The 25,351-nt window shown below is 50.3% G+C and carries 22 protein-coding genes; 9 read left to right on the plus strand and 13 right to left on the minus strand.

The annotated features are described in order from the left end of the window. Window positions 1-9 precede the first annotated feature (9 nt). On the minus strand, window positions 10-1,464 hold the full coding sequence (locus ICL55_RS07230; protein WP_223151347.1) for a TolC family protein: 1,455 nt from the start codon (window positions 1,462-1,464) through the stop codon (window positions 10-12). Window positions 1,465-1,723: 259 nt separating this feature from the next. Here ICL55_RS07230 and ICL55_RS07235 point away from each other — a divergent pair, with 259 nt between their 5' ends. The 6 genes from ICL55_RS07235 to ICL55_RS07260 all read left to right on the plus strand — a co-directional run bounded on the left by ICL55_RS07235 (window position 1,724) and on the right by ICL55_RS07260 (window position 5,088). Continuing rightward, window positions 1,724-2,260, plus strand: coding sequence for a YceI family protein (locus tag ICL55_RS07235; protein WP_188095402.1), 537 nt, complete (start codon window positions 1,724-1,726; stop codon window positions 2,258-2,260). Between the two features lie 141 nt (window positions 2,261-2,401). Beyond that, a complete protein-coding gene (locus ICL55_RS07240) occupies window positions 2,402-3,337 on the plus strand; it encodes a ring-cleaving dioxygenase (protein ID WP_188095405.1) in 936 nt (311 codons plus the stop codon). A gap of 16 nt (window positions 3,338-3,353) precedes the next feature. Continuing rightward, window positions 3,354-3,968: an alpha/beta hydrolase gene (locus ICL55_RS07245; protein ID WP_188095407.1), complete on the plus strand. Its 615-nt coding sequence runs from the start codon at window positions 3,354-3,356 to the stop codon at window positions 3,966-3,968. Between the two features lie 10 nt (window positions 3,969-3,978). Then, window positions 3,979-4,380 (plus strand): OsmC family protein, encoded by a 402-nt coding sequence (locus ICL55_RS07250; RefSeq protein ID WP_188095409.1) that lies wholly within the window; start codon window positions 3,979-3,981, stop codon window positions 4,378-4,380. A 1-nt stretch (window position 4,381) separates the two neighbouring features. Continuing rightward, window positions 4,382-4,813 carry a (4Fe-4S)-binding protein gene (locus ICL55_RS07255; protein WP_188095411.1) on the plus strand — a complete coding sequence of 144 codons (432 nt, stop codon included), beginning with the start codon at window positions 4,382-4,384 and terminating at the stop codon, window positions 4,811-4,813. A 2-nt stretch (window positions 4,814-4,815) separates the two neighbouring features. After that, on the plus strand, window positions 4,816-5,088 hold the full coding sequence (locus tag ICL55_RS07260) for a GNAT family N-acetyltransferase (RefSeq protein ID WP_169226347.1): 273 nt from the start codon (window positions 4,816-4,818) through the stop codon (window positions 5,086-5,088). A gap of 63 nt (window positions 5,089-5,151) precedes the next feature. Here the strand turns inward: ICL55_RS07260 and ICL55_RS07265 are convergent, their stop codons facing one another. The 12 genes from ICL55_RS07265 to ICL55_RS07320 form a co-directional block, all read right to left on the minus strand. After that, on the minus strand, window positions 5,152-5,718 hold the full coding sequence (locus ICL55_RS07265; RefSeq protein ID WP_188095413.1) for a DUF4142 domain-containing protein: 567 nt from the start codon (window positions 5,716-5,718) through the stop codon (window positions 5,152-5,154). A gap of 267 nt (window positions 5,719-5,985) precedes the next feature. Next, on the minus strand, window positions 5,986-6,555 hold the full coding sequence (locus ICL55_RS07270; protein ID WP_188095415.1) for a DUF4142 domain-containing protein: 570 nt from the start codon (window positions 6,553-6,555) through the stop codon (window positions 5,986-5,988). A 212-nt stretch (window positions 6,556-6,767) separates the two neighbouring features. Beyond that, window positions 6,768-7,895 carry a TFIIB-type zinc ribbon-containing protein gene (locus ICL55_RS07275; protein WP_188095417.1) on the minus strand — a complete coding sequence of 376 codons (1,128 nt, stop codon included), beginning with the start codon at window positions 7,893-7,895 and terminating at the stop codon, window positions 6,768-6,770. A gap of 130 nt (window positions 7,896-8,025) precedes the next feature. Then, a complete protein-coding gene (locus ICL55_RS07280; protein WP_188095420.1) occupies window positions 8,026-9,144 on the minus strand; it encodes an SPFH domain-containing protein in 1,119 nt (372 codons plus the stop codon). 71 nt (window positions 9,145-9,215) lie between these two features. After that, window positions 9,216-11,324 (minus strand): copper-translocating P-type ATPase, encoded by a 2,109-nt coding sequence (locus tag ICL55_RS07285; protein ID WP_188095421.1) that lies wholly within the window; start codon window positions 11,322-11,324, stop codon window positions 9,216-9,218. A 104-nt stretch (window positions 11,325-11,428) separates the two neighbouring features. Continuing rightward, window positions 11,429-12,280, minus strand: a complete 852-nt coding sequence (locus ICL55_RS07290; protein ID WP_188095424.1) for an alpha/beta hydrolase — start codon at window positions 12,278-12,280, stop codon at window positions 11,429-11,431. 120 nt (window positions 12,281-12,400) lie between these two features. Next, on the minus strand, window positions 12,401-12,895 hold the full coding sequence (locus ICL55_RS07295) for a hypothetical protein (RefSeq protein WP_188095426.1): 495 nt from the start codon (window positions 12,893-12,895) through the stop codon (window positions 12,401-12,403). 132 nt (window positions 12,896-13,027) lie between these two features. Beyond that, the gene (locus ICL55_RS07300) at window positions 13,028-13,783 is read right to left on the minus strand and encodes an SGNH/GDSL hydrolase family protein (RefSeq protein WP_188095428.1); all 756 of its coding nucleotides are present in this window, start codon (window positions 13,781-13,783) and stop codon (window positions 13,028-13,030) included. Between the two features lie 77 nt (window positions 13,784-13,860). Next, window positions 13,861-15,219 (minus strand): acyl-CoA dehydrogenase family protein, encoded by a 1,359-nt coding sequence (locus ICL55_RS07305; RefSeq protein WP_188095430.1) that lies wholly within the window; start codon window positions 15,217-15,219, stop codon window positions 13,861-13,863. Between the two features lie 102 nt (window positions 15,220-15,321). Continuing rightward, the gene (locus ICL55_RS07310; RefSeq protein ID WP_188095433.1) at window positions 15,322-16,749 is read right to left on the minus strand and encodes a hypothetical protein; all 1,428 of its coding nucleotides are present in this window, start codon (window positions 16,747-16,749) and stop codon (window positions 15,322-15,324) included. Between the two features lie 11 nt (window positions 16,750-16,760). Continuing rightward, complete coding sequence (locus ICL55_RS07315; RefSeq protein WP_188095435.1) at window positions 16,761-18,245, minus strand: hypothetical protein; 1,485 nt, start codon at window positions 18,243-18,245, stop codon at window positions 16,761-16,763. A gap of 133 nt (window positions 18,246-18,378) precedes the next feature. Next, complete coding sequence (locus tag ICL55_RS07320) at window positions 18,379-20,811, minus strand: glycoside hydrolase family 3 C-terminal domain-containing protein (protein WP_246496167.1); 2,433 nt, start codon at window positions 20,809-20,811, stop codon at window positions 18,379-18,381. Window positions 20,812-21,125: 314 nt separating this feature from the next. On the opposite strand from ICL55_RS07320, the gene ICL55_RS07325 reads away from it, so the two are divergent. Genes ICL55_RS07325 through ICL55_RS07335 form a run of 3 tightly spaced genes read left to right on the plus strand, consistent with a single transcriptional unit; the run spans window position 21,126 to window position 25,350 of the window. Continuing rightward, the gene (locus tag ICL55_RS07325; RefSeq protein ID WP_188095437.1) at window positions 21,126-21,689 is read left to right on the plus strand and encodes an RNA polymerase sigma-70 factor; all 564 of its coding nucleotides are present in this window, start codon (window positions 21,126-21,128) and stop codon (window positions 21,687-21,689) included. A 51-nt stretch (window positions 21,690-21,740) separates the two neighbouring features. Further along, entirely contained in the window at window positions 21,741-22,715 is a 975-nt protein-coding gene (locus ICL55_RS07330; RefSeq protein ID WP_188095439.1) for a FecR family protein, read from the plus strand. A gap of 43 nt (window positions 22,716-22,758) precedes the next feature. After that, window positions 22,759-25,350: a carboxypeptidase-like regulatory domain-containing protein gene (locus ICL55_RS07335; RefSeq protein ID WP_188095441.1), complete on the plus strand. Its 2,592-nt coding sequence runs from the start codon at window positions 22,759-22,761 to the stop codon at window positions 25,348-25,350. Window position 25,351: the final 1 nt, after the last annotated feature.

Consider the following 25,351-nt stretch of genomic DNA (forward strand, 5'->3'; position numbering starts at 1 on the left):
TATAACCGTTTAGTTGTTAACGTATGTTGCGAAATACTCCGGTGTGCCTATTATATTCCAGTATTCAGCCAAAGCGAGATAGTATCCCAGCACGGCGGTGTAGTATACTTTATGCATCTCTTCTTCCAATAACAAAGCATCATTCACATCTTTCACAGAGGACAGCTGATTCTCCATGCGGTCGGTCACCAGCGTGGTGGTCAGATGTGCCTGTTGCCGCGCACTGTCCAGCGACGCCACGTCGTGTTGCAGCGCTTTTACTTTATTGGAGGCTATACGCAGTTGCAGTTCGAGGGAGGTTTTTGTGTTTTCCGCCGCCATGGCCGCTTCTTCTACCAGTAGTTTACTGGCTTTGGTGCGTTTGTTACGCTGAAAGCCGTCGAACAAAGTCCATTGCAGCTCCACGCCTATCAGCCAGGGAGGCACCGTCACCGGCAGGTCTTTCTGATATAACGACACGTTGCCAATGGCGAACAAATTAGGCAGCGACAGGGAGCGTGTAGCCTTCACCGCTACTTTGGCCAGGTCTGTCTTACTTTCCAGCAATCTGTAAGACGCATTGTTGCGCCAAAAGCTGTTCTCCTCTCCTGCGCTGACCGCCGCCTGTGTGTACCGCAGGGTATCGCTGATCACGATGAGCGTGTCGATGGGGCGGCCCAACAGCTGGTTCATTTCCAGCAGGGCGTTTTCTTTTTCCAGTTCGAGGTTGCTGTACCGGTTCGCTGCCTGCGTATAGGATACGCTGGCCCAGTTGAGCAGATAGGGCGGCAATATCTGATTATCTTTCAGCGACACGGCGTAGTCTTTGTTTTTACGGAAAGCATCTACGATCACCGCTTCATGGGCCAGGATGGTATTGAGATACATAATACGCAGGTACTGGGCGCTGATCAGAAAATATAGTCCTTTCTCGACCACCTGTTTATTGAATTGTCCGGCTGTTACCTGCGACCGGGCGAGGTCTTGCGCCGCGGATATCTTTCCGCCGAGATAGATCGGTTGCCTCACCCCGATACCGGCCACGAAATAGGACTGTTTCGCCAGTTGCGGGTTATAGTTGGGATAAAAAGCGTTGATCAGTCCTTTTGTAGCATTAGAGATGACGTCTTGCACATTTTGGGGCAAAGGTTGCCCGGTGATCTGCTGAAAAACCGTGTTGGCCGTGTTGACGCTCTGTGCTGCAGATCCGTTCACCACGCCGTCTTTTACCTGTTGCAGATTGATTTCAAGCGGTTTCCCGAGATAGTTGTAACCGGCCAGCAGGTCTACCTTAGGGAACCAGGCACGGTTCTCGGCCTGCAGGGAATATTCCCTCGCCTGCAGGGAACGTTCGGCCTGTTTTACCAGCGCATTGCGCTGCCGGGCCAGTTCATAACAATCTTTTAAAGTCAGCTGTTGTCCTTTCTCCTGACTATGGGCAAACATCGAAGGCAGGAAGAGTGTTAATAACAGGAGATGTCTCATAAGATATCATTTCATCCGGATTTTCCTGAGTATCAACGCACTTAAACAATTTTTCATGCATAATGTTTATAGTATTTAAAAAAAATCACACATAAACTAACCATGAATAAAACCTGATTTATTGTCCTATCTTAAGAAATTCAGTAAAAAAGTGCATCGTTATATTTATTTAATCCATTTTTGTCCACAGTGCATTAACTGACATTTGTATTAACAAACAACATCATCATATTCATCAAAAAATAAAACACCTTGTTCTATGGCAAAACAAAAATGGGTCTCCGACGCCGCACACAGCGAACTTACTTTTAAGATCAGACACCTGATGATCACCAATGTTACCGGACGGTTCAACAGCTTTCATGTGGAAGCGGAAACCGACGGGGATAATTTCCTCGCCGCTCATGCCACCGCCACGGTAGACGTAGACTCTATCACTACTGCCAATACACAGCGCGATGAGCACCTGCGCTCTCCGGACTTCTTTGACGTGAACAAATTCCGTAACATCACCTTCAAGGCCACTAAAACGGAAAGCGTAGATAACGATGGTTCCTATACGCTGTATGGCGATCTGACCATCCGCGACGTTACCAAAAACATCAAACTGGACGTTGAATTCGGTGGTGTGGTAGCAGATCCGTGGGGTAATACCAAAGCCGGTTTCACCATCCATGGTAAAATCAACCGTAAGGACTTTGGCCTGACCTGGAATGCTACAACCGAAGCTGGTGGCGTGATGGTGAGTGATGAAGTGAAAATACAGTGTGAAGTACAACTGTTGAAACAACAATAATCATTTTGGCATTTGGTTATTTAGATATTTTGATATTTAGTCTGACTGTATAACAGTCAAAAACTCTAAATAAACACTGTGGTAAAACAGCCCCTCGAACATCTAAATAACCAAATGTCAAAATAACAAAATGAAAAAGGTATGGACCAAGCAATAACAGGACTGCATCATATTACCGCTATTGCCGGTAATGCTAAGAAGAACTTTGATTTTTATACGAAGACAATGGGATTGCGGTTTGTAAAAAAGACCGTGAATTTTGACGACCCGCATACCTACCATTTTTATTATGGCGATAAAACCGGTACTCCCGGTACCATCCTGACTTTCTTTCCCTGGCAGGATATCATGACCGGCCGCAGAGGCACGCATATGGCCACCGAAATAGGCTATTCCGTTCCTGAAGGCAGTCTCGATTTCTGGCAAAAGCGACTGGACGCCGCCAATATTATCTATAACAAACCTTCCGCGAAGTTCGGTGAGATCTACCTCACCTTCCTGGACCCTGATGGCTTAAAAGTGGAGTTGACCGTTCCCGAAAAGACCGATGACCGTGAGCCCTGGGAGACGACCGATATCAGTGCAGATAATGCCTTGCGGGGGTTCCACCATGTAACATTGACCCTTGACGATATTCAGCCTACGGCTGACCTGCTGGTATCTGCTTTTGGTTATCAGCTCGAAAAAAATCACGCCAACCGTTACCGTTTTAAAAGCCCTGCCGGTGATACCGCCAATTATATTGATCTGGTAGAAGCCAAGGGCGAACAGCGCGGACACGTGGCTGGCGGCAGCATACACCACATCGCTTTCCGGATGAAAGATGATGCCATGCAGGAACATTTCCGTGAAAAAATAGAAGCACGGGGCCTTCATGCCACGCAGCAGCTGGACCGCAAATACTTCCGTTCCGTGTATTTCCGTGAACCCGGAGGCGTATTGTTTGAACTGGCCACAGACACCCCCGGCTTTACCGTGGACGAGCCGGTGGACCAGCTGGGCACACATCTGATGTTGCCCCCACAGTACGAACCGCAGCGGGCAGAGATAGAACAGAAACTGATAAAACTGGATTAAGATGGATTTTAAACCCATGAAATATATATACCAGCCGGCAGCTAACAAAGACGCTTACACGTTGTTGTTGCTGCACGGCACTGGTGGCGACGAACAGGATATGTTGCCGTTAGCCCCGGAGCTGGTAAAAGACTTTCATATACTGAGTCTGCGCGGCAATGTACAGGAGCACGGCATGCCCCGGTTCTTCCGCCGGCTGGGCATGGGCGTGTTCGACGAACCAGACGTACATTTCAGGACGCATGAAATGGTGCACTTCCTGAAAGAACTCTCTGCCAAAGAAGGATTCGATCTGCAGAAGCTGGTAGCCGCCGGTTACTCCAACGGCGCCAATATCGCCGGCGCCGTACTGATGCTGTATCCCGAGCTACTGGCAGGCGCTGTGCTCTTCAGGCCTATGCAGCCGCTGCATGGCATCGAAGACCCGTTTGAAACCACCCGGCAACAGCCCGTTTTCATGAGTTCCGGCAAAACGGATGGCACCGTAGACCCGGCGGCCACAGCCGCCTATGCTACGCTGCTAACCGCCAACGGCTTCCGCGTAAGCAGCTATGATATCAACACAGGACATAATTTAACACAACAGGATATTGACCTGGCCGCCGGCTGGGTGAAAGAAAATTTCTCGTAAGTACCACATCATGGATGAAGAAGTAAAAGTAAGTATCGAAGGAATACCGTATCAGGTCTCTATTTCAGCCCGCGATCACCGCTGGCTGGCAGATGAGCCAACAGATATCAACGGTGGAGACACCGGACCTAATCCCGGTGAACTGCTGCTGAGCAGCCTTGGTTCCTGCACCGCCATTACACTGACGATGTACGCGGCGAGAAAAAAATGGCCCGTAGAGAAAATAGATATCGACCTCCGGTTCGACAGTGCGGCCAAGCCCAACCCGACCACCACTGTGATCGAATGCCTGGTACGCATCACCGGTAATCTGGACGAAGCACAAAGAAAAAGGCTCATGGAAATAGCCCATGCCTGCCCCATTCATAAATTGCTTACCAACCCCGTTATTATCAATACTAAAGAAGATTGATATGAAAGACATTACCAAAAAATACAGCAACGGCGAAGTCACCATCGTCTGGAAACCGGAAGTGTGCAAACACTCTGAAATATGCTTCCATGGCCTCCCCGAAGTATTCGACCCACAAGCCAAACCGTGGATCAACGCCGATGGCAGCACTACCGACAGGATTGTGCAGCAGGTGAAAAAATGTCCTTCCGGCGCACTGACCTTTTATCTGAATGATAAAGCAGAGGAGGCGGCAGAAATCTCCGCGACCAGCCTGGCCGAAATAGTGCCCAACGGTCCACGGCTGATTTACGGCAACGTCGTGGTAAAAAACGCCGCCGGAGAAGAAACGCCTTTTCACATGGTAACAGCTATGTGCCGCTGTGGCAGCTCCTCCAATATGCCGTACTGCGACGGCACCCACATCACCATCGGATACAAAGACAATCAATAACTATGGAACTTACCATTCAACAAAACACCGAAAAACACCAGTTTGAAACAACGGTAGACGGACATACCGCTTTTATTGTATACAAACTGTTTCCCGGCGGCATCGCTTACATCCATACGGAAGTGCCGCCAGAGCTGGAAGGCAAAGGCATTGCTTCTCAAATGGCCAAGTATGTACTGGATTATGCCAGGGAGAATCATTTAAAGGTAAAGCCCCTCTGCCCTTACGTACATGCCTATATGAAACGGCACCCGGAATACAACGATCTGCTCTGACATGACAAATAACGAATTTGAGCGCCACCATGGGTACTCAAATTCGTTCTCGTTATCAGTGATTTATTTAAGGGAGGATTTAATCGCTTTCGCTGAATCCTGGTGCGTTCTCAGTGTGGGCAATGTTTTGCTGGCCCATGACTTCAATTCAGCGTCCTGTAGGTTGTTGGCAGCGTGATCAAATTCTTTCACGTCTTTATCATGGTCATCTACCATCATGTCCATGTAATCTTTATCAAAGTCCTTTCCGCTTTTCTTACTGAGTTTATCGATATGATCTTTGGTTTCAGTAGAAAGTTCAGCAGGCAAGGCTATGTTCTTTTTACCGGCCAGTTCTTTCAGTTCGTCATTCGCTTTGGAGTGATCATTGACCATCATGGTGGCAAAAGCTTTCACTCTTGGGTTCATGGCTTTCTCCTGTGCCAGTTTACCCATTTGTACCTCCATCATACCGCCGTTGGCTGCTTTTACGGCAAACTCAGAAGAATTATTGTCTACCGGTTTTGCCGTTTCATTGATATCCTGCGCAGAATCTACCGGCTTCTCGCTTTGGGGATTGGGATTGTTGTTGCACGATGACAACATCCACGCTCCCAGCACGGCCGTAGCCAATAAGCTTATCTTTTTCATAATCTCAGAATTTTATTGGGTTTATAATGGGTTTCATAGCATTTGTTGTCAAAAAAAATACCATGCAAACGCATGGTATCATTCATACAGCAGGGTCGCCGACTTACACGGAAGAGACCACCTACAGGGTCGGGCGGCCGCGAATGCTTTGCCGTAGAGGCTTTTCCCCAGTATGTAAAAAGTGGCAACAGGTGTCTTTTCTATACGTGAACGTATGTATGAAAAGACACCTGAAGTACAAGGCCTTCATAGTATCCACTGCGCGAATTATTGCGCGTCCTTAATTGCTCTGGCAGAATCCAGGTGCGTCATCACTGTTGGCAGCGTTTTTCTGGCCCATTCCCGCAAACTAATACTCTCCAGGTTATTGGCAGCATTGTCAAAATCCTTCACGTCCCGTTCGTGGTTGTCCTCCATTTCAGCGATGTATTCCTTTTCAAAAAACTTCCCGCTTTTCCTGCTCAATTTGTCAATAAATTTCTTTGCCGCTGCAGATATATCAGACGGGAGTGCAATCTTCCGCTTCTCCGCAATGGCTTTCAGCTCATCATTGATTCTGGTCCTGTCATTCACCGACATGGTGGCAAACGCTTTCACTCGCGGGTCTGTCGCTTTTTCCAATGCCAGTTTGCCCAGTGCCACTTCCATCATACCATCATCCATAACGTTTACCGCGAAACTGGCAGACAGGGAGTCGACTGTTTTATCTGTTTTATTGATGGCTTCCGCGGAATCTGCCGGCGTTGTATGTTGGGGACCATTCTTTGTATTATTACCGCAAAATGACAACATCCCGATGCCCAGCCATGCTGCAGCAAAAAATGTAATCTTTTTCATAGCCATAGACATTTATTGGGTGTAAAACGGTATAGCCACAAAAGGGTTGACAAAAAATTTCAGGCAAACACATCAGTGAAGAAGTAGCATAGCAGCCAGCTAAAAAGGAGGAGATCTTTAGGGGCAAACGGCCGGGCACGCCTTATTGTAGAGGCTTTTCCCCAGTATGTAAAACAAAACTGCCGGAAGTTTTTTCCGGCAGTCAACAATTTTTATTGAGCCTGTGCGAAGCACACATACAGCACATATATCACAGCGATGATAAGAACGATCAATCCGACGATCTTCGTCCAACTGTAAGGCCTGTCTCCTGTGACTTCGCCTGTACTGGCGTTGACGACAAAATGATACAGCTTGTTGTTATAACGGTAAGCGCTCAACCAAACCGGCAGCAGGATGTACTTTAATCCGAGTTGGTTATAGTTGACGTTATAGCTGTCGATCATTTGTTCATCCCCACCGATATCGCCGCATATTTCATCCCGGATAACGGGGTCCATTCTCTTTTTGGCAATAGCGAGGCCCTGTTCAGCATCGGTCTGATACAGCTCCGCCCGGAAGCCGCTCAGATAGCGGCCGTCATAGGCTTTGAGCTGGTCCAGGTGCCAGGGCTCCAGTATTTCCGCCATTTTACGGGGCAGCGAAGGGCTCGCCGATACCAGTACATCACGGAAGGAGTTGTCTACCACTCCTGAAGTATTATACCAGGCTGTATGCCGTACCTGACGGGTACGGGTTTCAGTTCTGCCGTTGACTTCTTCTGTATAGGTTTCTGTGGTATAGTAGTATTCACCACGCTGCCCCCTATACGAAGTCACGGTGTCTGTATCATAACTCCAGTGGGGTATATAGATGCCTTTCAGTTGATGATAGGAAGTATCTTTTACTTTCTTCACCAGGTCCGAGGGCGCAAACCAGAGCTTGCCCATCCATTGCTGGAAAAACTTACCCGCTTGTTTGTCGTCCACGACAAAAGGCAATACATAATGCGGCTGGAGAATAGCGGTGGTGGCTCCCTGCTGCACTACCAGCGGTGATGCGCAGAAGGGACACGAATCCGCCGTCACGTTGGGCAACATGGTGGTAGAGGCACCACAACTGGTACATTTCACAACGACCGCCTGCTCGGTGTCTTCCGTATGACGTTGCAGGTCTGTGATGAAAGCATCGTAATCAAAGGCATGGATGCCCTGTGGTGTCGCTTCTTCTTCAATGGTATTAACGGTACCACAATACTCACATTTCAGGCTGTTGGTGCCGGGGGCGTAATGCAGTATAGCACCGCAGTTCTGGCATTTCAGCGAGGATACCGTTTCTTTGGTTTTTTCCTCAAAAGACATAGGAATACAAATTGCGAATTACGAATGACGAATGACGAATGGAGGGCTTCATTATAGAGAGGCTACTTAATAACCGTTTCATAAAACAGCGCACCATTCGTCATTCGTCATTCGTAATTTAATAATTGATTTAGGGTAATGGTGGCGGGATGGTGGCTAATACAGGCGCCAGTTCAGGTACGGCAGATGCAGCTGCCCAGGCAGCCATTCCTGTTTTCCATACGAGCGTCTGGTGTTGCAGTCCGCCGGAAGCTGCCAGCTGACGCAGCTGGTCCATATTGTAGGGACCGGCCTGTTTACCATCAACAGCGACAAAGAAAGGTTCTGTTCCCGGCAATGGCGGAGGTACGCCCGGACCGCCTGCCGCAGGCTGTTGATTCACCTGGTTGTTCTGGAACACATTTCCCACCTGGCCCATCATGGCAGCGCCCATACCGGCACCCAGACCAGCTGCTGCCAGTCCGCCGCCAGACGGATTTTCTGCTGCTTTTTCCATGGCGTTGGCTGCCTGGAACTGTGCATAGGCGCCGAGGTTGCCCACTATACCCATACTGCTGCGTTTGTCCAGCGCTTCTTCCACTTCAGGTGGCAGAGAGATATTTTCAATCAGGAACTTCGTGAGTTCGAGGCCCAGTTCATTGAACTCCGGCCGTATTTTGTCGGTGATCAGCTGCGATACTTCATCATATTTCGCCGCCAGGTCGAGCACCGGGATTTTAGCTTCCGCAATAGCGTCCATACCGCGGGAAACGGCGAGGTTGCGCAGTTGCTCGTTGATGCCGTCAACCGTATATTCAGGATTGGTGGCCGCGATCTCTTTCAGGAACTGCGCTGCATCTTTCACGCGGAAAGCATAGCTGCCAAAGGCGCGCAGGCGCAGCGGGCCAAACTCGGCATCGCGCAGCATCACCGGGTTTTTGGTACCCCATTTCTGGTTGGTGAACTGCCGCATGCTGATGAAAAACACATCTGCCTTAAAGGGGCTGTTAAACCCGTACTTCCATCCCTGTAATGTGGTCAGAATAGGCATGTTCTGTGTTGTCAGTGTATACATGCCGGGCTGAAAAACATCCGCTATTTTACCTTCGTTCATAAAAACAGCCACCTGCGATTCTCTCACCGTCAGTTTGGCGTTCATTTTTATTTCATTCTGGTAGCGGGGAAACTTCCATACAATGGTGTCAGCGGACGGGTCGGTCCACTCAATAATGTCAATAAATTCATTCCGGAGTTTATCAAATATTCCCATGTTAACAGGTTTTTAGAAACATCTCCGCCAAATTTATAGAATTATTTACTGGAAATGCTAATAATGAAACGTTATAATTTCAGCAATCTGGCGTTGATAGCTACTATGACGGTACTCACTGTCATCAGTGCCGCACCGGCAGCGGGGCTTAATAGTATGCCCCAATGATAGAGCACTCCCGCAGCCAGCGGCATGGTGATCACGTTATAGCCGGTAGCCCAGGCCAGGTTCTGGATCATTTTACGATAGGTAGCTTTACCAAAACGGACCAGGCTGACGATGTCCTGCGGGTTGCTGTTGACCAGCACGATGCCCGCGGTTTCCGCGGCGATATCAGAACCGGAGCCGATCGCGATGCCGATATCCGCCTGCGCCAGCGCCGGTGCATCGTTGATGCCGTCACCAGTCATGGCCACATACTGGCCACTTTCCTGCAACTTTTTGATCGCTTCCAGTTTCTGATGCGGCAGCACTTCCGCGATATAGTTATCCAGCTGGAGCTGCTGCGCTACAGCGGCAGCTACTTTTTTATTGTCGCCGGTGAGCAGCACGCTGGCAATATGTTCTTTTTTCAGGGCCTGAATAGCGGGCAATGATTCCGGTCTGATTTCGTCTGCCAGTACGATGTAGCCTGCCGGCTGACCATCGACGATAACGAAAGACAACGTGCCGGTATCAGATTGCTCCACTGCTGCCTGCTGCGGAAACTGTTCCTTCGCATACGCCGGGCTTACCACCTGCACTTTTTTTCCATTAACGGTTGCGCTGATACCTTTCCCCGCCATCGCCTGCATATCGCTGGCAGCAGGTATCTGCAATCCTTCCGCACGTGCCTTGTCTACGATGCCGGTGGCAATAGGATGCTCCGACTGTTGCTCCACAGCGGCCGCCAGTGTCAGTATCTCCTGTTTACTGAAGCGGTTATCCAGTGTTTCCAGCTGCACTACCTGGAATTTACCCACGGTGAGTGTTCCTGTTTTATCGAATACCAGCGTAGTAATTTTCCGGGCGTTTTCGAAGGCCGTTCTGTTTTTGATCAGCAGTCCGTTTTTAGCCGCCACGGTGGTAGAACGGGCCACCACTAACGGTACGGCCAGACCCAGCGCATGGGGACAGCAGATAACAATTACCGTCACCATACGTTCCATCGCAAAAGAGATGGATTGTCCATCAATACGCCAGTAGGCAAAGGTGGCGATACCTGCCACGATAGCGATGATGGTCAGCCAGCGGGCAGCCTTGTCCGCCAGCAGCTGCGTATTGGATTTGGCCTGTTGCGCGTCGTTGACCAGTTTGATCACCTGCGACAGATAGGAAGACGCTGCGTTATGGGATACTTTCACATGCAATGCCTGATTACCATTGATAGATCCGGCTATAACCCTGTCGCCTGTACTTTTTTTCACCGGTTTGGATTCACCGGTCAACATAGATTCGTTCAGGTAACTGTTGCCTTCTGTTACGGTGCCGTCAGCAGCTACTTTTTCGCCGGGTTTTATCAGCACGATATCGCCTGGTTGCAGGCTATCAGTCTTCACCTCCCGGATATTACCGCCTTCTACCAGGTGCGCCTCCGCCGGCATGAGTTGCACCAGCAGCTCCAGTTCGCGCGAAGCGCCGGCAACAGATTTCATTTCAATCCAGTGTCCCAGTAACATGATCAGGATCAGGGTGGCCAGCTCCCAGAAAAAATCCATGCCCTGCAAACCAAACAACGTCGCTACGCTATATACAAAAGCTACCGTGATAGCAAAGCCGATGAGCGTCATCATGCCAGGGTTACGCATCCGCATCTCCGACCACCAGCCGGAGAGAAAAGGCCATCCGCCATAAAAGAAAATCACGGCAGACAGGCCACATAAGATATAGTTATCACCGGGGAAACTGATATTCAGTCCCATCCAGTGCTGGATCATTTTTGACAACAACATGACGGGTATGGTGAGTACCAATACCACATAAAACCGTTGACGGAAATCGCGGATCATCGCATGATGATCATGCCCGGCGTGCCCGCCGTGGCCGGCATGATTAGCATGACCGGTATCTTGTGTATGTCGGGAATGGTCGTGGTGATGGTCCGTATGTTCATGGACGTGGCCGGCGTGGGCATTGGCCTCCGGCTCCCGATCATGATGATCGTGGTCCATGTGCATATGCATGTGTTGGTGCTTTTCCATAGCGATATCCGGTTTTAAGTATTACAACTGTGTGTTTTAATTGTTGTAAAATTGCCGATTATATCGCGGGAAGTTTTATATAATCCGGGAAGAGATTTACAGGATTATGGGATACTAACGTGCTGCATCCATTTGGCTGCCAGCGCGGGCCATACTTCCGCGGCGCTGTTGCCCGGGCGGAGACCGTAACCATGGCCGCCTTTGGCATAAAAATGCAGTTCCGCCGGAACACCGGCATCCCGCAGCGCCCCCGCCATCACGAGCGCACTGTTGCCATAGGTATCATCGGCAGTAGCAAAAAGAAACATGGGAGGTGTTCGTTTATCAATCGTCAGCTCCGGTGTCAGTTTACGCCCTTCTCCGTGGTCGAGATAAGCGGGATAGATCAGCATGCCAAAGGCAGGCCGGGCAGAAAGCGAATCTGCTTTATCTACCGGCGTATAGGTTTTAACGTTATACTGCGTAGATGTTCTGGCCGTCAGACTGGCACCGGCTGAAAAGCCCATCATCCCTATTTTTTCAGGGTCCAGTTTCCACTCTTTCGCGCGACTGCGTACTATGCGCATAGCACGTTGGGCATCCTGCAGCGCCCCCGCCTCTTTTTTGGGTACCCGGTATTGTAACACAAAGGCGGTATAGCCCAGCTGATTGAGCCATGCAGCAATCTCATATCCCTCCAGATTGATCGCCAGAATGTTGTAACCGCCGCCCGGGCATATTATCACGCCTATATTTTTAGCATGGGCAGGATTGGCAGGATATACTTCCAATGTGGGATCAGTCACATCGGTCAGGCGAACAACGCCGCGACTGGTGTCGGAAGTAGGCACAGCAGCATGGCGTGCGGCTGTTTCGCCAGGTACCGCGCCGGGCCATAAATGAATTGTTTCTTTGTGTTGGGCCTGTGTCATGGCAGATGGTGCAAGCATGAGCATGAAGATAATAAACGGTTTCATAACGGGAATTTCGGGTGTAGACAAATGTAATAAACCTTCTTCGCAAATAAAAGGGATAGCCTTCTAAAGAAGACTATCCCGCCATCTAATCACCACTGAAATATTTTTTATCCTCTCAGCTTAAATCGCTTTGAACGTCAGTACGATGGTGCGCTGGGTCGGATCATCCTTAAAATGTCCGGTGCCGGTTACCTTATAACTGGTGTTGCTGATTTTTTCCGCGCGGTAGGTGCCCATAAAATCATCATCTCCCCTGCCTTCCAGGGTACCGTCATCTTTGAAGCTCCAATTAAACGTCCGCCGCTGCGGGTTGCCACCAGAACATTTGGTGGGACCTTCATCTTCAGCGCCGGTGCCGTTGGCAAAATACTCCGTGAAATCGTCTGTGATACAAGTGGGCAGCATCGCGTAGACATCTGTGATGACATGGCCTTCACCATCGTCCATACCCGGATTAGCGGTATAGGCGGACATTTGCCATTTTTTGCCGATGAGGAATTCTTTAAAGGAAGGATCTTTGGGGTTGTCCTGTTTGTCTTTTTTGCATTGGGTAAACAACAGCATACCTGCCATGGTACAGAGTACCATCCCTGTTTTGGGGAACCATTTTTTCATGACTAAGTGTTTATTTATGATGATGCAAACCTACAATAGTGGGCCTGCCGGGGTTTCAGTAGAAACACTTAATTGAAAAAACAGGGAGTTTATGCAGGCGGAACGGGAGCTGCTCCGCCTGCGAATGAGGTCTTATTTAACGCATTGCAGCCAGGCTTCCGCCATAAGCTGAGCACCGGCCACGCTGGGATGTACACCGTCCGGTGTCCAGTAGGCCGCTGGCGCCGCCTGAATAGCTTTGTCATAGATGGCCTGGTATGGAATAAAAACAGCTTTGTACTTATCTGCCAGCTCCCTGGCAGCTGTGCGGTATTCATTAAAGGTAGGATACCATTTGTCGTCTACAGCTTTCACCCCTTTTACTGCATAAGGCTCCCCAATGATGAGCTGCACATCCGGCAAAGCCTGTTTAGTGCGGTTCAACAGCTTATCGTAATCATCGCGGTACACTTTGGAAGTGCCGTTGTAATTACCGTTCAGGGTATGCCAGAAATCATTCACCCCCACCAGGATGCTGAGCACGTCCGGCTTCAGTTGCAGGCAGTCTGCCTCCCAGCGGTCGGCCAGCTGGAATACCTTGTTGCCGCTGATCCCTTTATTGTAGAATTTGAGGTTGTCGCCCGGCCGTTTCAACAGCAGATGGGCCGCGGCGAGATGCGGATAACCGCCACCCAGCGCCGCGCCGTTATTGGCGTCCATGGCATCGCGCTTACGTCCCACGTCGGTGATGGAATCGCCCTGGAAGAGGATTACGCCTTCTTTCTTCAGTGTCACTTTTTTGCTTTTGTCAGCAGACACCGCAGCAGACACGATATGGGGAATACTGATAGCAGCCAGGCTTCCCATGGATACGTTTTTCAGAAAATTTCGACGGTTCGATGAATTCATAACGGATTTTTAAAATAGTGAAGGGCTTCCCGGGTATACGAAGGAAGCCCTTAAATCTATAAAAAGATTCTGATTTTTTATACAAAGGCGCTGTAACCGGTAATGGCCCTGCCCACAATAAGCGAATTGATTTCTTTGGTGCCTTCGTAAGAATAGATGGCCTCTGCGTCTGCCACAAACCGGGCAACGTTGTATTCCAGCAGGATACCGTTGCCCCCCATCACTTCCCGGGCGCCCCGCACCACATCGCGGGTACGCAGCGTACAAAACACCTTGGCCAGAGAGGCATGCTCATCTTTCAAACCGCCATCATCCTGTATCTCCGACAGCCGGTACACCATGGTCTGCATGGCAGTAAGGTTAGACAACATCTCCACCAGGTGGCCCTGTATCAGTTGAAAAGAGGCGATGGGTTTTCCGAACTGCTCACGGGTACGGGTATACGCCAGCGCGTTCTCATAAGCGCCACGGGCGCACCCTACGGCTTCCCAGGCTACGCTGGCACGTGTCATGCGAAGCACACGGCTGGTATCTCTGAAGTTATTGGCCCGTTGTAAACGGTCGGATTCGGCCACACGACAGTCTTTCATCGTCACCAATCCGTTCTGTACAATACGCAAAGCCATTTTATCATGCATCTTCTCGACCGACAATCCCGGCGTGCCTTTCCTGAGCAGGAAACCTTTCACCTGATTATCGTCCACATCGCGCGCCCAGATCACGATCACGTCTGCGAAAGTGGCGTTGCCAATCCATTTTTTCTGGCCATTCAGTATCCAGGTGTCCCCTTCCCGTTTAGCCGTGGTAGTGAGACCGCCCGCCGCACCGGAACCCACTTCCGGTTCGGTAAGCCCGAAAGCCCCGATGGTATTGAGCTGCTGCATGCCCGGCAGCCATTCATCTTTCTGTGACTCCGAACCGAGCATATAGATAGCGCCCATGGCCAGGCCGCTCTGTACACCAAAAAAGGTGGCGATAGAAGCATCCACCCGTGCCATCTCCATGGCAATGATGCCTTCCATGAGGTAACTGCGATTAGGGCAACCATAACCGTCGTACGTTACGCCACAAATATTGAGCTCCCTGAACTTGGGAATAATCTCAAATGGAAATTCAGCTTTAAGCCAATATTCATTCACGATAGGCTGAATCTCTTTCTCCATGAAGGCACGCACCTTCAACTGCAGCGCCCGGTCCTCCGCATTCAGCCGGCTGCTGATATCATAAAAATCACCATCCACCGGCGGCAGCTTTTTCTTGCTACCTCTGCTGGTCAACATTTTCATCAGGCCATTCAGCTGGTTATCATCCATTTTAGCGACAGAGGCCATCACCTGCGACAGGTCTACTTTCTCCGACAGCTTAGCGAGCATTTTAAAATCGATGCTCTTCAGCAGATGATAGGCGTTCTTCAGTTTTGTGAAAGTTCCGGACATACTACATGGTTTTATGTGAAAATACGAATTGCAGGCCAAAGCAGGAACGATGCAAGTATCATTCCCGCTTTGGCCCGCTGCCAAATTGATATGTAATATGTTTTACAGCTTGACGAACTTGCCTTCCGGCGTCACCTGCAAGCTGGTAGCTCCCAGCTGAATAGTGACCGGCCCTGTTAAATTGGTGACGGGATGCGCCTTGTCTTCTCCTGCTTCCAACGGTATCTTCACCGCCTGATAAGCCGCAGCTTCAGGATAGTTGTACAATACGTACCGGTCAAGGACCGTCCTGGTGTCGTCTGTTGTAAACAGTTCCGCCAGTTGTTGCTGACCATGTTGGTAAAAATGTACCCATACAGCAATACCAAAGGGCATGCGGTCCTGTATGCCAAATAATATCTCGGTAATATGTTCTCCTTCCTTTTGGGCGAGTTGTTCTTTGTTGTGCTCAAATATTGCTTTCAGCGCTGGAAGGGAATATGCCGGGACCGCAAAAGTAATACCGCGGATTTCCGGCTGAAACATTCCTGCGGCATCCAGACGATAAGTAAGGAGTCGTGTTTCCGTGCTGGTTAATTCCCAGGAGGCCATCTCCGCATCATCCACATTCGATTCTTCTACAGTAATACTTCCATCCTGCTGAATTTCGGCATTTCTCCAGCGTCGCTCAATTCCTTCACCTGAAAGTCTTCCATACAGGGTCTTCAGATCGGTAACGCTGCCATCAGGTTTGCAGGCCACCACCTGCACAGCGGTGTCGAGGTCGGCTCCGTCATCATTCGCAGGGCCATAAGCGTATAGTAGTAAGCGTGGTTTTCCGGTCGCTGCCACGCTACCATAATGATAGACATTCAGCTTGTCGTATCCTATTACTTCCTCATAGGAAAACCAGGGAGAAAGGTGTGACACCTCCCGGAGCTTTGTGAAGACAGGGCTACCTACGGCAAACGGCAGCTGCAAAGCAGGGAAACGGGTAGTATATTCTTCAAATGTTCCCTTCTCCGGAGGCACGGCCCGGATGTCCCCTCCAGCCGTCAGCACATAATGCCGCACCTGAGATTTACCCTGTGAACGCGCTTCCCTGACCTCAATAGTGGTATCATTAAACATTACAGGCCAGCTGCGCAGATCCTCCGATCCGCCTGCAGCAGTCAAACGGAGCCCTCCCACTTCCTGCCGGGCAATTTCTTTTCCATCAGGCGTAAACGTGACCAGCAATTGCGAAGATAGTAGCTGAGCTTCAGCATCAAATTCATACTCCACCAAAACAGGAATAAACTTCCGGCTACCAGCTAGTTTTCCGGCTGAGAACTTTTTAAACTTCCGGTCATTGAACGGGCCGGGAGCTGTCTCCCGGACTAAATACAGAGAGCCATTCTCAGATTTTATGACCGGCAATTTCTCCAGCCATGATTTAATTTCAGCAGTGTTGGCGCCACTGCTGTCAGTTCCTGTTTGCTGTTGCGCGTTTTCAGCAGCACCACAGGCAAACAGGAACAAGAAGGTTAACAAAGACAAATAGTATTTCATGCTGTTATTGGTTAATTACGTACCTCAAACTTCCCTTCCGGTGTAATTACTATTAATTTGTCTTTCAGTGACATCATAGCCGTACCATCCAGTTTTGTTTGTTTTACCGCCACATCATCTTTTTCTATCTCACCTTCAACAGACACATTATCACGCGCTGACGCTTTCTCGTAAGGTATTTTCTTCAGGTTGTTGTAAGCCACATAACGGTCGAGTACCTTCAGGTCGGTACCTACGGTGTAAATTTCCACCAGCTGGTCCGTACCATTATCATACACATGCAGCCGCACATAAGTGGTTTCATCCCGATGAATGGTAAACAAAGACTGATCAAATTCAGTATCCACGTCCACTGTTCCTTCGTAGTTCTTCCGCCTTTCCGCCAGCAACTCCTTCAGGCCCGCCGGTGTAAAATCATCAGCGACAAAATTCCGGCCCACCATCTGGCGCTTGAATTTTGCGCCTGCATCCGGTGTATACTTCATGTCGTCCTCCAATCGATAAGTAAAGAACAGATCACCACCCACGCCTTCATCGTTGGTTTCTTCCGTTACACTGATGGTACCGTCTGCAGCAATAGATGCATGACCGTATGACTCATAGTATCCTTCGGAACCGGTATAACCATTCAGTCGCACACTGCTGCTTTCCTTGCCATCCGGCGTATAATATACCAATTGCACCGTAGAGTCCATCACAGACTCTCCGCTTTCCAGTGGTCCGGCGGTATACAGCAGATAAACACCTTTGTTGGGGAGATTGATCCTGCCGTAATGGTACAGTTTAATTTTCTCGAAGTAAATCAACTCACTGAAATCGTAGTAAGGGGTGAGCAAAGACACCGGCTGCAAGCCAACCATGTTCCATTGAACGGTAAAAGGTGTTGTCAGTGACTTAAAGCGGCTGGCATAAGTTTCAAAGGGAATTGTCTCCTGGGGTACTGCTTCCACCTGTCCCTGGGCCGTAATACGGAACTGCTTTATACGGGCTTTGCTTTCTCCATCAGTGGCGTCCTTTTTCCGGGTATACCAGGTTTCCTTCACCCAGAAGGTGCTATCGTTGATAAACTCCGGCCACTTATGAACAGCGTTGCTTTCTCCGTTTTTGGTTTCTTCCTTCTCCATGCCTATCTCCTGTCGGGCAATTTCTTTGCCGTCCGGGCTATAAATCAGTAGTAGCATGATGGAGGCCTGGTCGTCTTTCTTGTACATACATTGCGCTGCAATGGCGATATAGTTTTTCTGCCGGGACAAAATACCCGCAGAAACATGGTAGAAGCCACTTTGCGCAAAAGGACCAAGGGTACTATCGATGCTTTCCAGCCCATAGCTATATAACGGCATCTCCACAGGTTTTAACTGTTTCAGCCATCCTTTAAAATCAAAAGCAACGGTTTTAACACTGTCGGCAACAGGTTCTTTGGCGGCACCGCTATTATTACATGAAAAGAATGCCATTGCTGGCAACAGGATTAACAGACTCGCTAATCTTCTCATAGGGAGTTTTTTTGGGGTGGCAAGATAATAAATTATGTGATATATCGACCTAAGTGGAACCAGGGAATATCATCTAACAGGAAACCCTGAACGAAATCCGCCTGTGGCAGTCCCGTTCAGGGTAAGATATTTATCAGGGGGTAATGGTAAAGCTCCTGCGCAGCCGGACATCTTCTGAGGAACTGCCTATCAGCACCTCAAATTCTCCCGGCTCTACGGTATACTGCATATGTTTGTCCAGCAGCGCCAGGTGATCGGGATGCAGGGTAAACTCCACCATTTTCTTTTCTCCCGGCTCCAGCGTCACTCTTTCAAAGCCACGCAGCTGCATTACGTAGGTGGTCACGCTGCTCACTTTATCTTTCACATACAGCTGCACCACTTCGTCGCCTTTTCGTTTGCCCGTATTGGTTACCTCCATGCGCACCACGATATCGCCCTGCGGGGATTGTTTTTCGGGAGATACCTGCAGATTGTTGTAGGCAAAAGACGTATAACTGAGGCCATAACCAAAAGGATATAGCGGACCGTTTACGCTCGTACGTCCGAAACCGTTATTACCGGAAGAAGGCTGGCCGGCATGCGATCCGGGTTTGTAGGGAAAGTTCAGCTCTATCTGTCCCAGTGATTTAGGGAATGTCACAGACAGACGTCCGCCGGGGTTATAATCCCCGAAGAGTGTTTCCGCGATGGCTGTACCTCCCTGTGGGCCCGGGAACCAGGCCTCCAGGATGGCTGGCAGGTTTTGTTGCTCCCAGTTGATGGTCAGCGGCTGGCCGTTGATCAGCACTGCGATGACCGGTTTGCCGGTGGCATGAAGTGCCTGCAGCAGTTGCAGCTGGCGACCGGGCAGGGAAAGGTCCGTACGGGAAAGGCTCTCTCCCACTCTTTTTTCGTCTTCGCCTACTACCGCAATAACTACGTCCGACTGGCGGGCCAGTGCCACTGCTTCCGCAATGCCGGCCTGCTCGGCGCTGTCCAGCGGTGTGGGAACGATCTCCGTACCGGGCCATCCCGGATTGACGATATCGCAACCTTTGGCGTACTGCACGTTGACAGCTTTGCCTGCCTGTTGACGGATACCATCCAGCACGGTAGTCACCGGATTGTTGGAGGGGCCATAACGGCTGATAGCATGTGTAGATGCCGCTGCCAGTGGACCTGTCACGAGTATATTCCTGAGCTGGCGTTTGTCGAGCGGCAATGTCTCCCTGTCATTTTTGAGCAATACCAGGGATTCGCGGTTCAGCTGCAGGGCAAAAGCTTCGTCTGCTGCGGTATGTACGCCCTTATCTGCCAGTTTGGGATCGGGATAGGGCTTATCAAACAGCCCGAGTCTGAACTTCACCCGTAGCACGTCGGCCACGCGGCTGTCGATCGTTTTCATGGAAAGGCGCCCTTCCTTCACCAGCTCCCGCACCGGCAGGATATAATCTTCCGGTGGCGTAAAATTGGTACGCACATTCAGGCCGGCTTCCACCGCCTGTCGTACGGCATCTTTATAGTCTGTGGCCACATGGTGTTTACTAAAAAGGTATTCTACTGCCTCGCTGTCGGACACCACATACCCATCGAAACCAAATTGCTGTCGCAGTAGTTCCGTCAGGAAATAATAGCTGCCGGTTACCGGCTCACCATCCCAGTCATTGTAACTGCTCATCACTCCCATGGGCTTAGCTTCCTGAATAACGCGACGGAAAGGATATAGGAATAGCTGATGCATTTCGCGGGGCGCCACATGGGGATCTGTGCGGGCGTCGCCGTCGCGGCCTCCTTTGGGGACGCTGTATACCGCGTAATGTTTCAAGGTGGCCGCCACCCCTTCACTTTGCACGCCGAGGACCATCTGTTTGCCCAGTTCGGCGATCAGGAACGGATCTTCGCCGTAGCACTCTACCACGCGGCCCCAGCGGGGATCGCGGGCGGGGTCCAGGATGGGCACGTAGATATTGGTATATCCCAGCAGGCGGGCTTCGCGGCCGGCGATATGCCCGGCACGCGCCACCAATGCTTTGTTCCAGGTGCTGCCGATGCCTATCGGGGCACAAAACGGGGTAGCCCTGTCATGACAAAGGCCGTGGATAGCCTCGTTGGTAAAGTCGACCGGTATGCCGAGGCGCGTTTCCTCGATAAACCAGCGCTGCACCATGTTGATGGCCCCGGTGTGTTTGCTGTAGGGGAATGACCACTGCGTCTGCGCTTTTTTATTAAAAGGAAGGCTGTTCAGTTCTTCGTCGATATTGGCGATACCGTCTTTCCACACTTTATTTTTCCATTCGGGGGTGGGCATTTCATCTTTGAGCACGCGTCCGTAGCCATAGAGCGTGGCCATCTGGCATGTTTTTTCATCGAGTGTCATCTGTGACAACAGGTCCGCCACCCGGCTGTCCACCGGTTGGGTGGGATCTTCAAAGACGTCTTTCTTCCCATTTTTGTTAAAGTCTATCCAACCCTGCCGGTAAATAGGCGATTGCTGGCCGCTGGCCTGCCCGCCCAACAGGGCCATGACGAGGGCCGCTACGGAAAAATAACTGATCTGTTTCTGCATATTCGATACGCCCTTCATAGGCCGGGCCTAAGTTAAAGGCCGCCCGGGCGGATTGCAAATAATGCCGAAAATTGCACCAGTATTGGGTAAGATTATGGAGAAGGCAAAAAAAACGGTTGCATAACGAATATGCAACCGGTGGTAACTAAAAAAACACAAACTAAAAACTGAAAGGACATTACAGCATATAAGTTAATGGACGATACAGCATATAGGCTTAGGCGTTATATAAGCTATAACGCGGATTTTAAAAGATCCCTCTATCGGGAGAAAATAAAAAATTGCCTACATTAGCGGGGATCAATTCATTACTAAAACTCTATGAAGGTTAAATGATAACATCACCTTCTTATCAAGCATATAATGAGCTTTTCCATTCTCTTTACAGTGAACTGTGTAATTACGCGAACAGTTTTCTGAATGATGATGCGGCAGCTGAGGATGTAGTACAGGAAACCTTTATCCGGTTGTGGCAGAAGCACCGGGAGCTGATCGGGATACCGAATATCAAGGCCTATCTGTATCGGGCAGTACGTAATAATTCTATTTCCGTATTGCGCAAGCGTACCGCTGAAGAGGCGGGCAACAAGGGCTTTGAATGGGTAGCCGATGTCAGTGAAGACCCCGATGCGCGCGAGGTATCGGAGGCCAAACCGTTCTACGAGCAGTTGATCTACGAAGCCATTGCCAATCTCCCGCCACAGTGCCGGGAGGTGTTTACCTGTTGCCGCATCCAGGGCATGACCCATCAACAGACGGCCGACAAGCTGGGGTTGTCAGCCAAAACCGTGGAAAACTACATGGGGCGCGCACTAAAAATATTACGTAAGTACCTGGGACAGTATGGGTTACCGGTATTTATTTTTTTCTTGTTAAAATTTATTAACAAATACTAGGGGGTGTGAGCCACTTCCTACGTTTTAATGTAAGAGCACACACTGTATAACATGGATACCTACATATATGAAATAATTGCAAAACAGCTGTCATCCATTTCCACATCTGAGGAGGACGCTATTCTTCAGGAATGGCGGGAGGCCTCCCCTGAAAATGAGGCAGCTTACGCAAAAACTGTCCAGATATGGCAAGACGCTCCCCGCAGCATGGGTATTTCCCGGCCCAAACAGTTCGATGCCGCTGCTGCCTGGAGTAAGGTAGACCAGGTCCTGCAGAGGCCCGCCGCTCCCGCAAAAACCATTCGGATGTCTGTAGTGAAGCTGGCCGCCGCCGCGGTACTGCTCATATCCCTTAGTGTAGGCGCCTGGTGGATGGCCAGCCGGCCTTCCCTGAAAGTACAGGAACTGGCCGCCAATGACGGTAAAATCCGTAGCCTCCAACTGGCTGACAAATCTGTGATCACCCTGCGCCCCGGTGCGAAGATCAAATATTCAGAAGGCAGCGAACGGGTAATCACCCTGGAAGGTGAGGCTTTCTTTGAAGTAGCTACCGACCCACACCGCCCCTTCCTCGTTAAAACCCCCAACCAGTCCGTGGTAGAAGTGCTGGGCACCTCCTTTACCGTAAAAACTGCCGACGCCCATACCACCGTGATCGTTTCCACCGGTAAGGTAAAATTGGGCATGGAAAACGATACTTCTTCTGTAATCCTTACCAGTGGCCAAAAAGGCACATGGGGAGACGGCCAGCTGAGTGCCGTCAACAACGATAACCCCAACTTTATGGCATGGAAAACCGGAATTTTGCAATTTAATGATCAATCACTTGTTGAAATATTGCCACAATTAGCCGATTTTTACGGCAAAGTCATCAGGATTGAGGATGGCTATCAGGCTACTGCGGCACAGCAAAAAGCTACGATTAGCTTCCAGGACCAGTCTTGCGACGAGGTTTTGCATGAATTACAACTTTTGCTTGGTTTCAACTACAAACAGGAAGGCGATACGATCGTCATCGGCAAGTAGACGGATAAACTACTTTATTACCTGGATATTTAACTGCTTGCTGGTGCTGGCACCCGCGGCAGTGTTGCGTGCGCAATCCAAAGAAGCGCCTATCCTGCAACAATCTTACACGCCCCCCGCCCGGGAAGGCTCTATCCTCTTCTTTATACAGGATATCCAACGCCAAACCGGTATCAGCATTTCCTATAGCTCCAGTTTCCTGCATCTCAACAAAAAGGTGCAGCTGACAGGCAGTGAACATAACACCGGACAGGTGCTCAACACCATCCTGCAGGGCACCGGCATACAAGCGGCTGCCATCAACGGGAAAATATTCCTGCTGCGGGAATCCTCCCAGACCCAGTATTATACGATCAGCGGATTTATCAAGGAAGAAAACAGTAAGGAAGTGATCATCGGTGCGTCCGTCTATGACCCGGTGACACGCCGCGGCGCCGTCAGCAACGCCTACGGCTTCTTCAGTGTACAGGTCCCTGACAGCTGCACCAGCATTATCTTTTCCCATGTGGGTTATGAAACCTACATGTTGCAGCTGCCCCTGTCGGAATACCGCCAGATGGAAGTTTACATGCAGCCACGCAACCCGCTGCAAACGGTGGTGGTCAACGGTGAACAAGACTCTGTCACCCTACAGGCAGGCTTCATCAGGATGCCGATTGGGTACGTGTCCAACTTCCCCGCCCTGCTGGGAGAAAAGGACGTGCTTAAATCCCTGCAACTCTATCCCGGCGCCAGCAGCTCCCTCGAAAGCAGCAGTAACCTGCTGGTACGCGGCGGCAACGCTGATCAGAACCTTTACCTGTTGGATGGCGTGCCCCTCTATCATACCGGTCACCTCTTCGGCCTCTTCTCCGTGTTCAACGGAGACGCAGTAAAAGACGTGTCCCTGTACAAAGATGCCTTCCCTTCCCGCTACGGCGGCCGCCTCTCCTCCGTGGTGGACATCCGCACCCGCGATGGTAACATGAAGGAATGGCACGGCAAGGCCACCCTCAGCCCCGTGTCACTCAGCACGGAGCTGGAAGGCCCGCTGGTGAAAGACAAAAGCGCCATGTTCCTCTCTTTCCGGCGGTCGCTGGTGGATGCCTACGGCGGACAGGTGACCCATCAATACGGCAAGTACGCGCTGTATGACCTTAACTTTAAGCTCAACCAGCTGATCGATAATAAAAACAGGATCTATCTCAGCTTCTACAAGGGTCAGGACAATATGACCATCCCGAGAGACAACTCAGTTTTCCCGCTGCTGGATGATTACAAATTTGCCTGGAGTAATATTACCGCCGCGCTGAAGTGGACCCGCGTGATCTCCCCTAAAGTGTTTACGAATACTACGGCCACCTATAGCCGGTTCTATAACCTCTTTTCACAACGTTCCGATTTCGGACCATTGAGTGGCCAGCCCGCCATCAATGGCAAAGGGGTGTCCCGCGTTCGGGACGTCGCCCTGCATAATGAAACGGAATACACTATCAGCAACATACAAAAGCTGTCTTTCGGTGGAGGCTACACCTATCACAACTTCGCCCCTACCGCCTACAGCAGCAACCTGGACGGCGGCGATGCCATTCAACGCCCCGCGCCTAAATACTATATGTCTGAGTTCTCCCTCTATGGAGAAGATGAGCTGCGCCTGTTCGACGACCGGCTGACCCTTCGTCCCGGCCTGCATTTCGGCGCCCTTGCCCAGAGCGGCTCTTTCTATAGCAGTCTGCAACCCAGGCTGATGATACGCTGGGATTTCCCCAAACAACAGTACGTGCAGGCTTCCTTCGCCCACATGACACAGTTCATACACCAGCTGACCACCCCGGTGATCAATCTCCCCACCGATTTGTGGGTGCCCAGCACGGAAAACATCAAACCGGAAAACGCCTTCTCTTATAGCTTATCTTATCAAAAACAATGGGGCACCAGCTGGCGGTTTAATGTCAACCTGTATTATAAGCTGCTGAAAGATATCGTGACCACCAATACGGTACTCAATATTTTCGATAACTCCGACCTCTGGGAGAAAAAGGTTATCAGTGGCAATGGATATAACTATGGCAGTGAGCTGCTGCTGGAAAAAAATATGGGCCGGCTTACCGGCATCTTTGGTTACACCCTTTCCTGGGCATGGCGGGAGTTCCGTTCGTTCAATGCCGGGAAAATGTATCCCTTTAAAGAAGACCGCCGGCACAACCTGTCGCTGGCCCTCAAATACCGCATGAAACCAGGCTGGAGCATCTCCGCCTCCTGGAAATTCTCCAGTGGCGCGCCATTCACCCTGCCGGCACAAATTTTCCCGGACTACGACTGGGGTCGTAATATCAACGGTAAACTGGACGGGCGTGCCTCTCCTTTTGCCTATACCCAGCTCAACTATCTTCCTTTTATTACCAGGCTGAATAATTTCCGCCTTAATCCGGTACACCACCTCGACCTGGGCACTACCATCTATCTGGGTAGCACCCGGTCTATCCGTCATACACTGACTGCCGGCGTTTATAACGTGTATTCGCGCAGCAATCCCTTTATTGTCAGCTATGACCAGTTTGTTACCTCGCTCGACTCGGAGATTTATCCGTTGCAGCTATACCAGTACAGCCTATTCAGGACCTTACCTTATATCAGTTATACGCTTAAATTTTAGT

The organism is Chitinophaga varians (assembly GCF_014529945.1).
GTDB lineage: Bacteria > Bacteroidota > Bacteroidia > Chitinophagales > Chitinophagaceae > Chitinophaga > Chitinophaga varians.

Coding starts and splice junctions, on each gene's coding strand:
- ICL55_RS07235 (WP_188095402.1), top strand. CDS start 1,724: ATGGCAAAACAAAAATGGGTCTCCGACGCCGCACACAGCGAACTTACT.
- ICL55_RS07230 (WP_223151347.1), bottom strand. CDS start 1,464: ATGAGACATCTCCTGTTATTAACACTCTTCCTGCCTTCGATGTTTGCC.
- ICL55_RS07250 (WP_188095409.1), top strand. CDS start 3,979: ATGGATGAAGAAGTAAAAGTAAGTATCGAAGGAATACCGTATCAGGTC.
- ICL55_RS07305 (WP_188095430.1), bottom strand. CDS start 15,219: ATGTCCGGAACTTTCACAAAACTGAAGAACGCCTATCATCTGCTGAAG.
- ICL55_RS07325 (WP_188095437.1), top strand. CDS start 21,126: ATGATAACATCACCTTCTTATCAAGCATATAATGAGCTTTTCCATTCT.
- ICL55_RS07330 (WP_188095439.1), top strand. CDS start 21,741: ATGGATACCTACATATATGAAATAATTGCAAAACAGCTGTCATCCATT.
- ICL55_RS07275 (WP_188095417.1), bottom strand. CDS start 7,895: ATGTCTTTTGAGGAAAAAACCAAAGAAACGGTATCCTCGCTGAAATGC.
- ICL55_RS07310 (WP_188095433.1), bottom strand. CDS start 16,749: ATGAAATACTATTTGTCTTTGTTAACCTTCTTGTTCCTGTTTGCCTGT.
- ICL55_RS07295 (WP_188095426.1), bottom strand. CDS start 12,895: ATGAAAAAATGGTTCCCCAAAACAGGGATGGTACTCTGTACCATGGCA.
- ICL55_RS07300 (WP_188095428.1), bottom strand. CDS start 13,783: ATGAATTCATCGAACCGTCGAAATTTTCTGAAAAACGTATCCATGGGA.
- ICL55_RS07240 (WP_188095405.1), top strand. CDS start 2,402: ATGGACCAAGCAATAACAGGACTGCATCATATTACCGCTATTGCCGGT.
- ICL55_RS07245 (WP_188095407.1), top strand. CDS start 3,354: ATGAAATATATATACCAGCCGGCAGCTAACAAAGACGCTTACACGTTG.
- ICL55_RS07280 (WP_188095420.1), bottom strand. CDS start 9,144: ATGGGAATATTTGATAAACTCCGGAATGAATTTATTGACATTATTGAG.
- ICL55_RS07265 (WP_188095413.1), bottom strand. CDS start 5,718: ATGAAAAAGATAAGCTTATTGGCTACGGCCGTGCTGGGAGCGTGGATG.
- ICL55_RS07285 (WP_188095421.1), bottom strand. CDS start 11,324: ATGGAAAAGCACCAACACATGCATATGCACATGGACCACGATCATCAT.
- ICL55_RS07290 (WP_188095424.1), bottom strand. CDS start 12,280: ATGAAACCGTTTATTATCTTCATGCTCATGCTTGCACCATCTGCCATG.
- ICL55_RS07255 (WP_188095411.1), top strand. CDS start 4,382: ATGAAAGACATTACCAAAAAATACAGCAACGGCGAAGTCACCATCGTC.
- ICL55_RS07270 (WP_188095415.1), bottom strand. CDS start 6,555: ATGAAAAAGATTACATTTTTTGCTGCAGCATGGCTGGGCATCGGGATG.
- ICL55_RS07260 (WP_169226347.1), top strand. CDS start 4,816: ATGGAACTTACCATTCAACAAAACACCGAAAAACACCAGTTTGAAACA.
- ICL55_RS07320 (WP_246496167.1), bottom strand. CDS start 20,811: ATGAAGGGCGTATCGAATATGCAGAAACAGATCAGTTATTTTTCCGTA.
- ICL55_RS07315 (WP_188095435.1), bottom strand. CDS start 18,245: ATGAGAAGATTAGCGAGTCTGTTAATCCTGTTGCCAGCAATGGCATTC.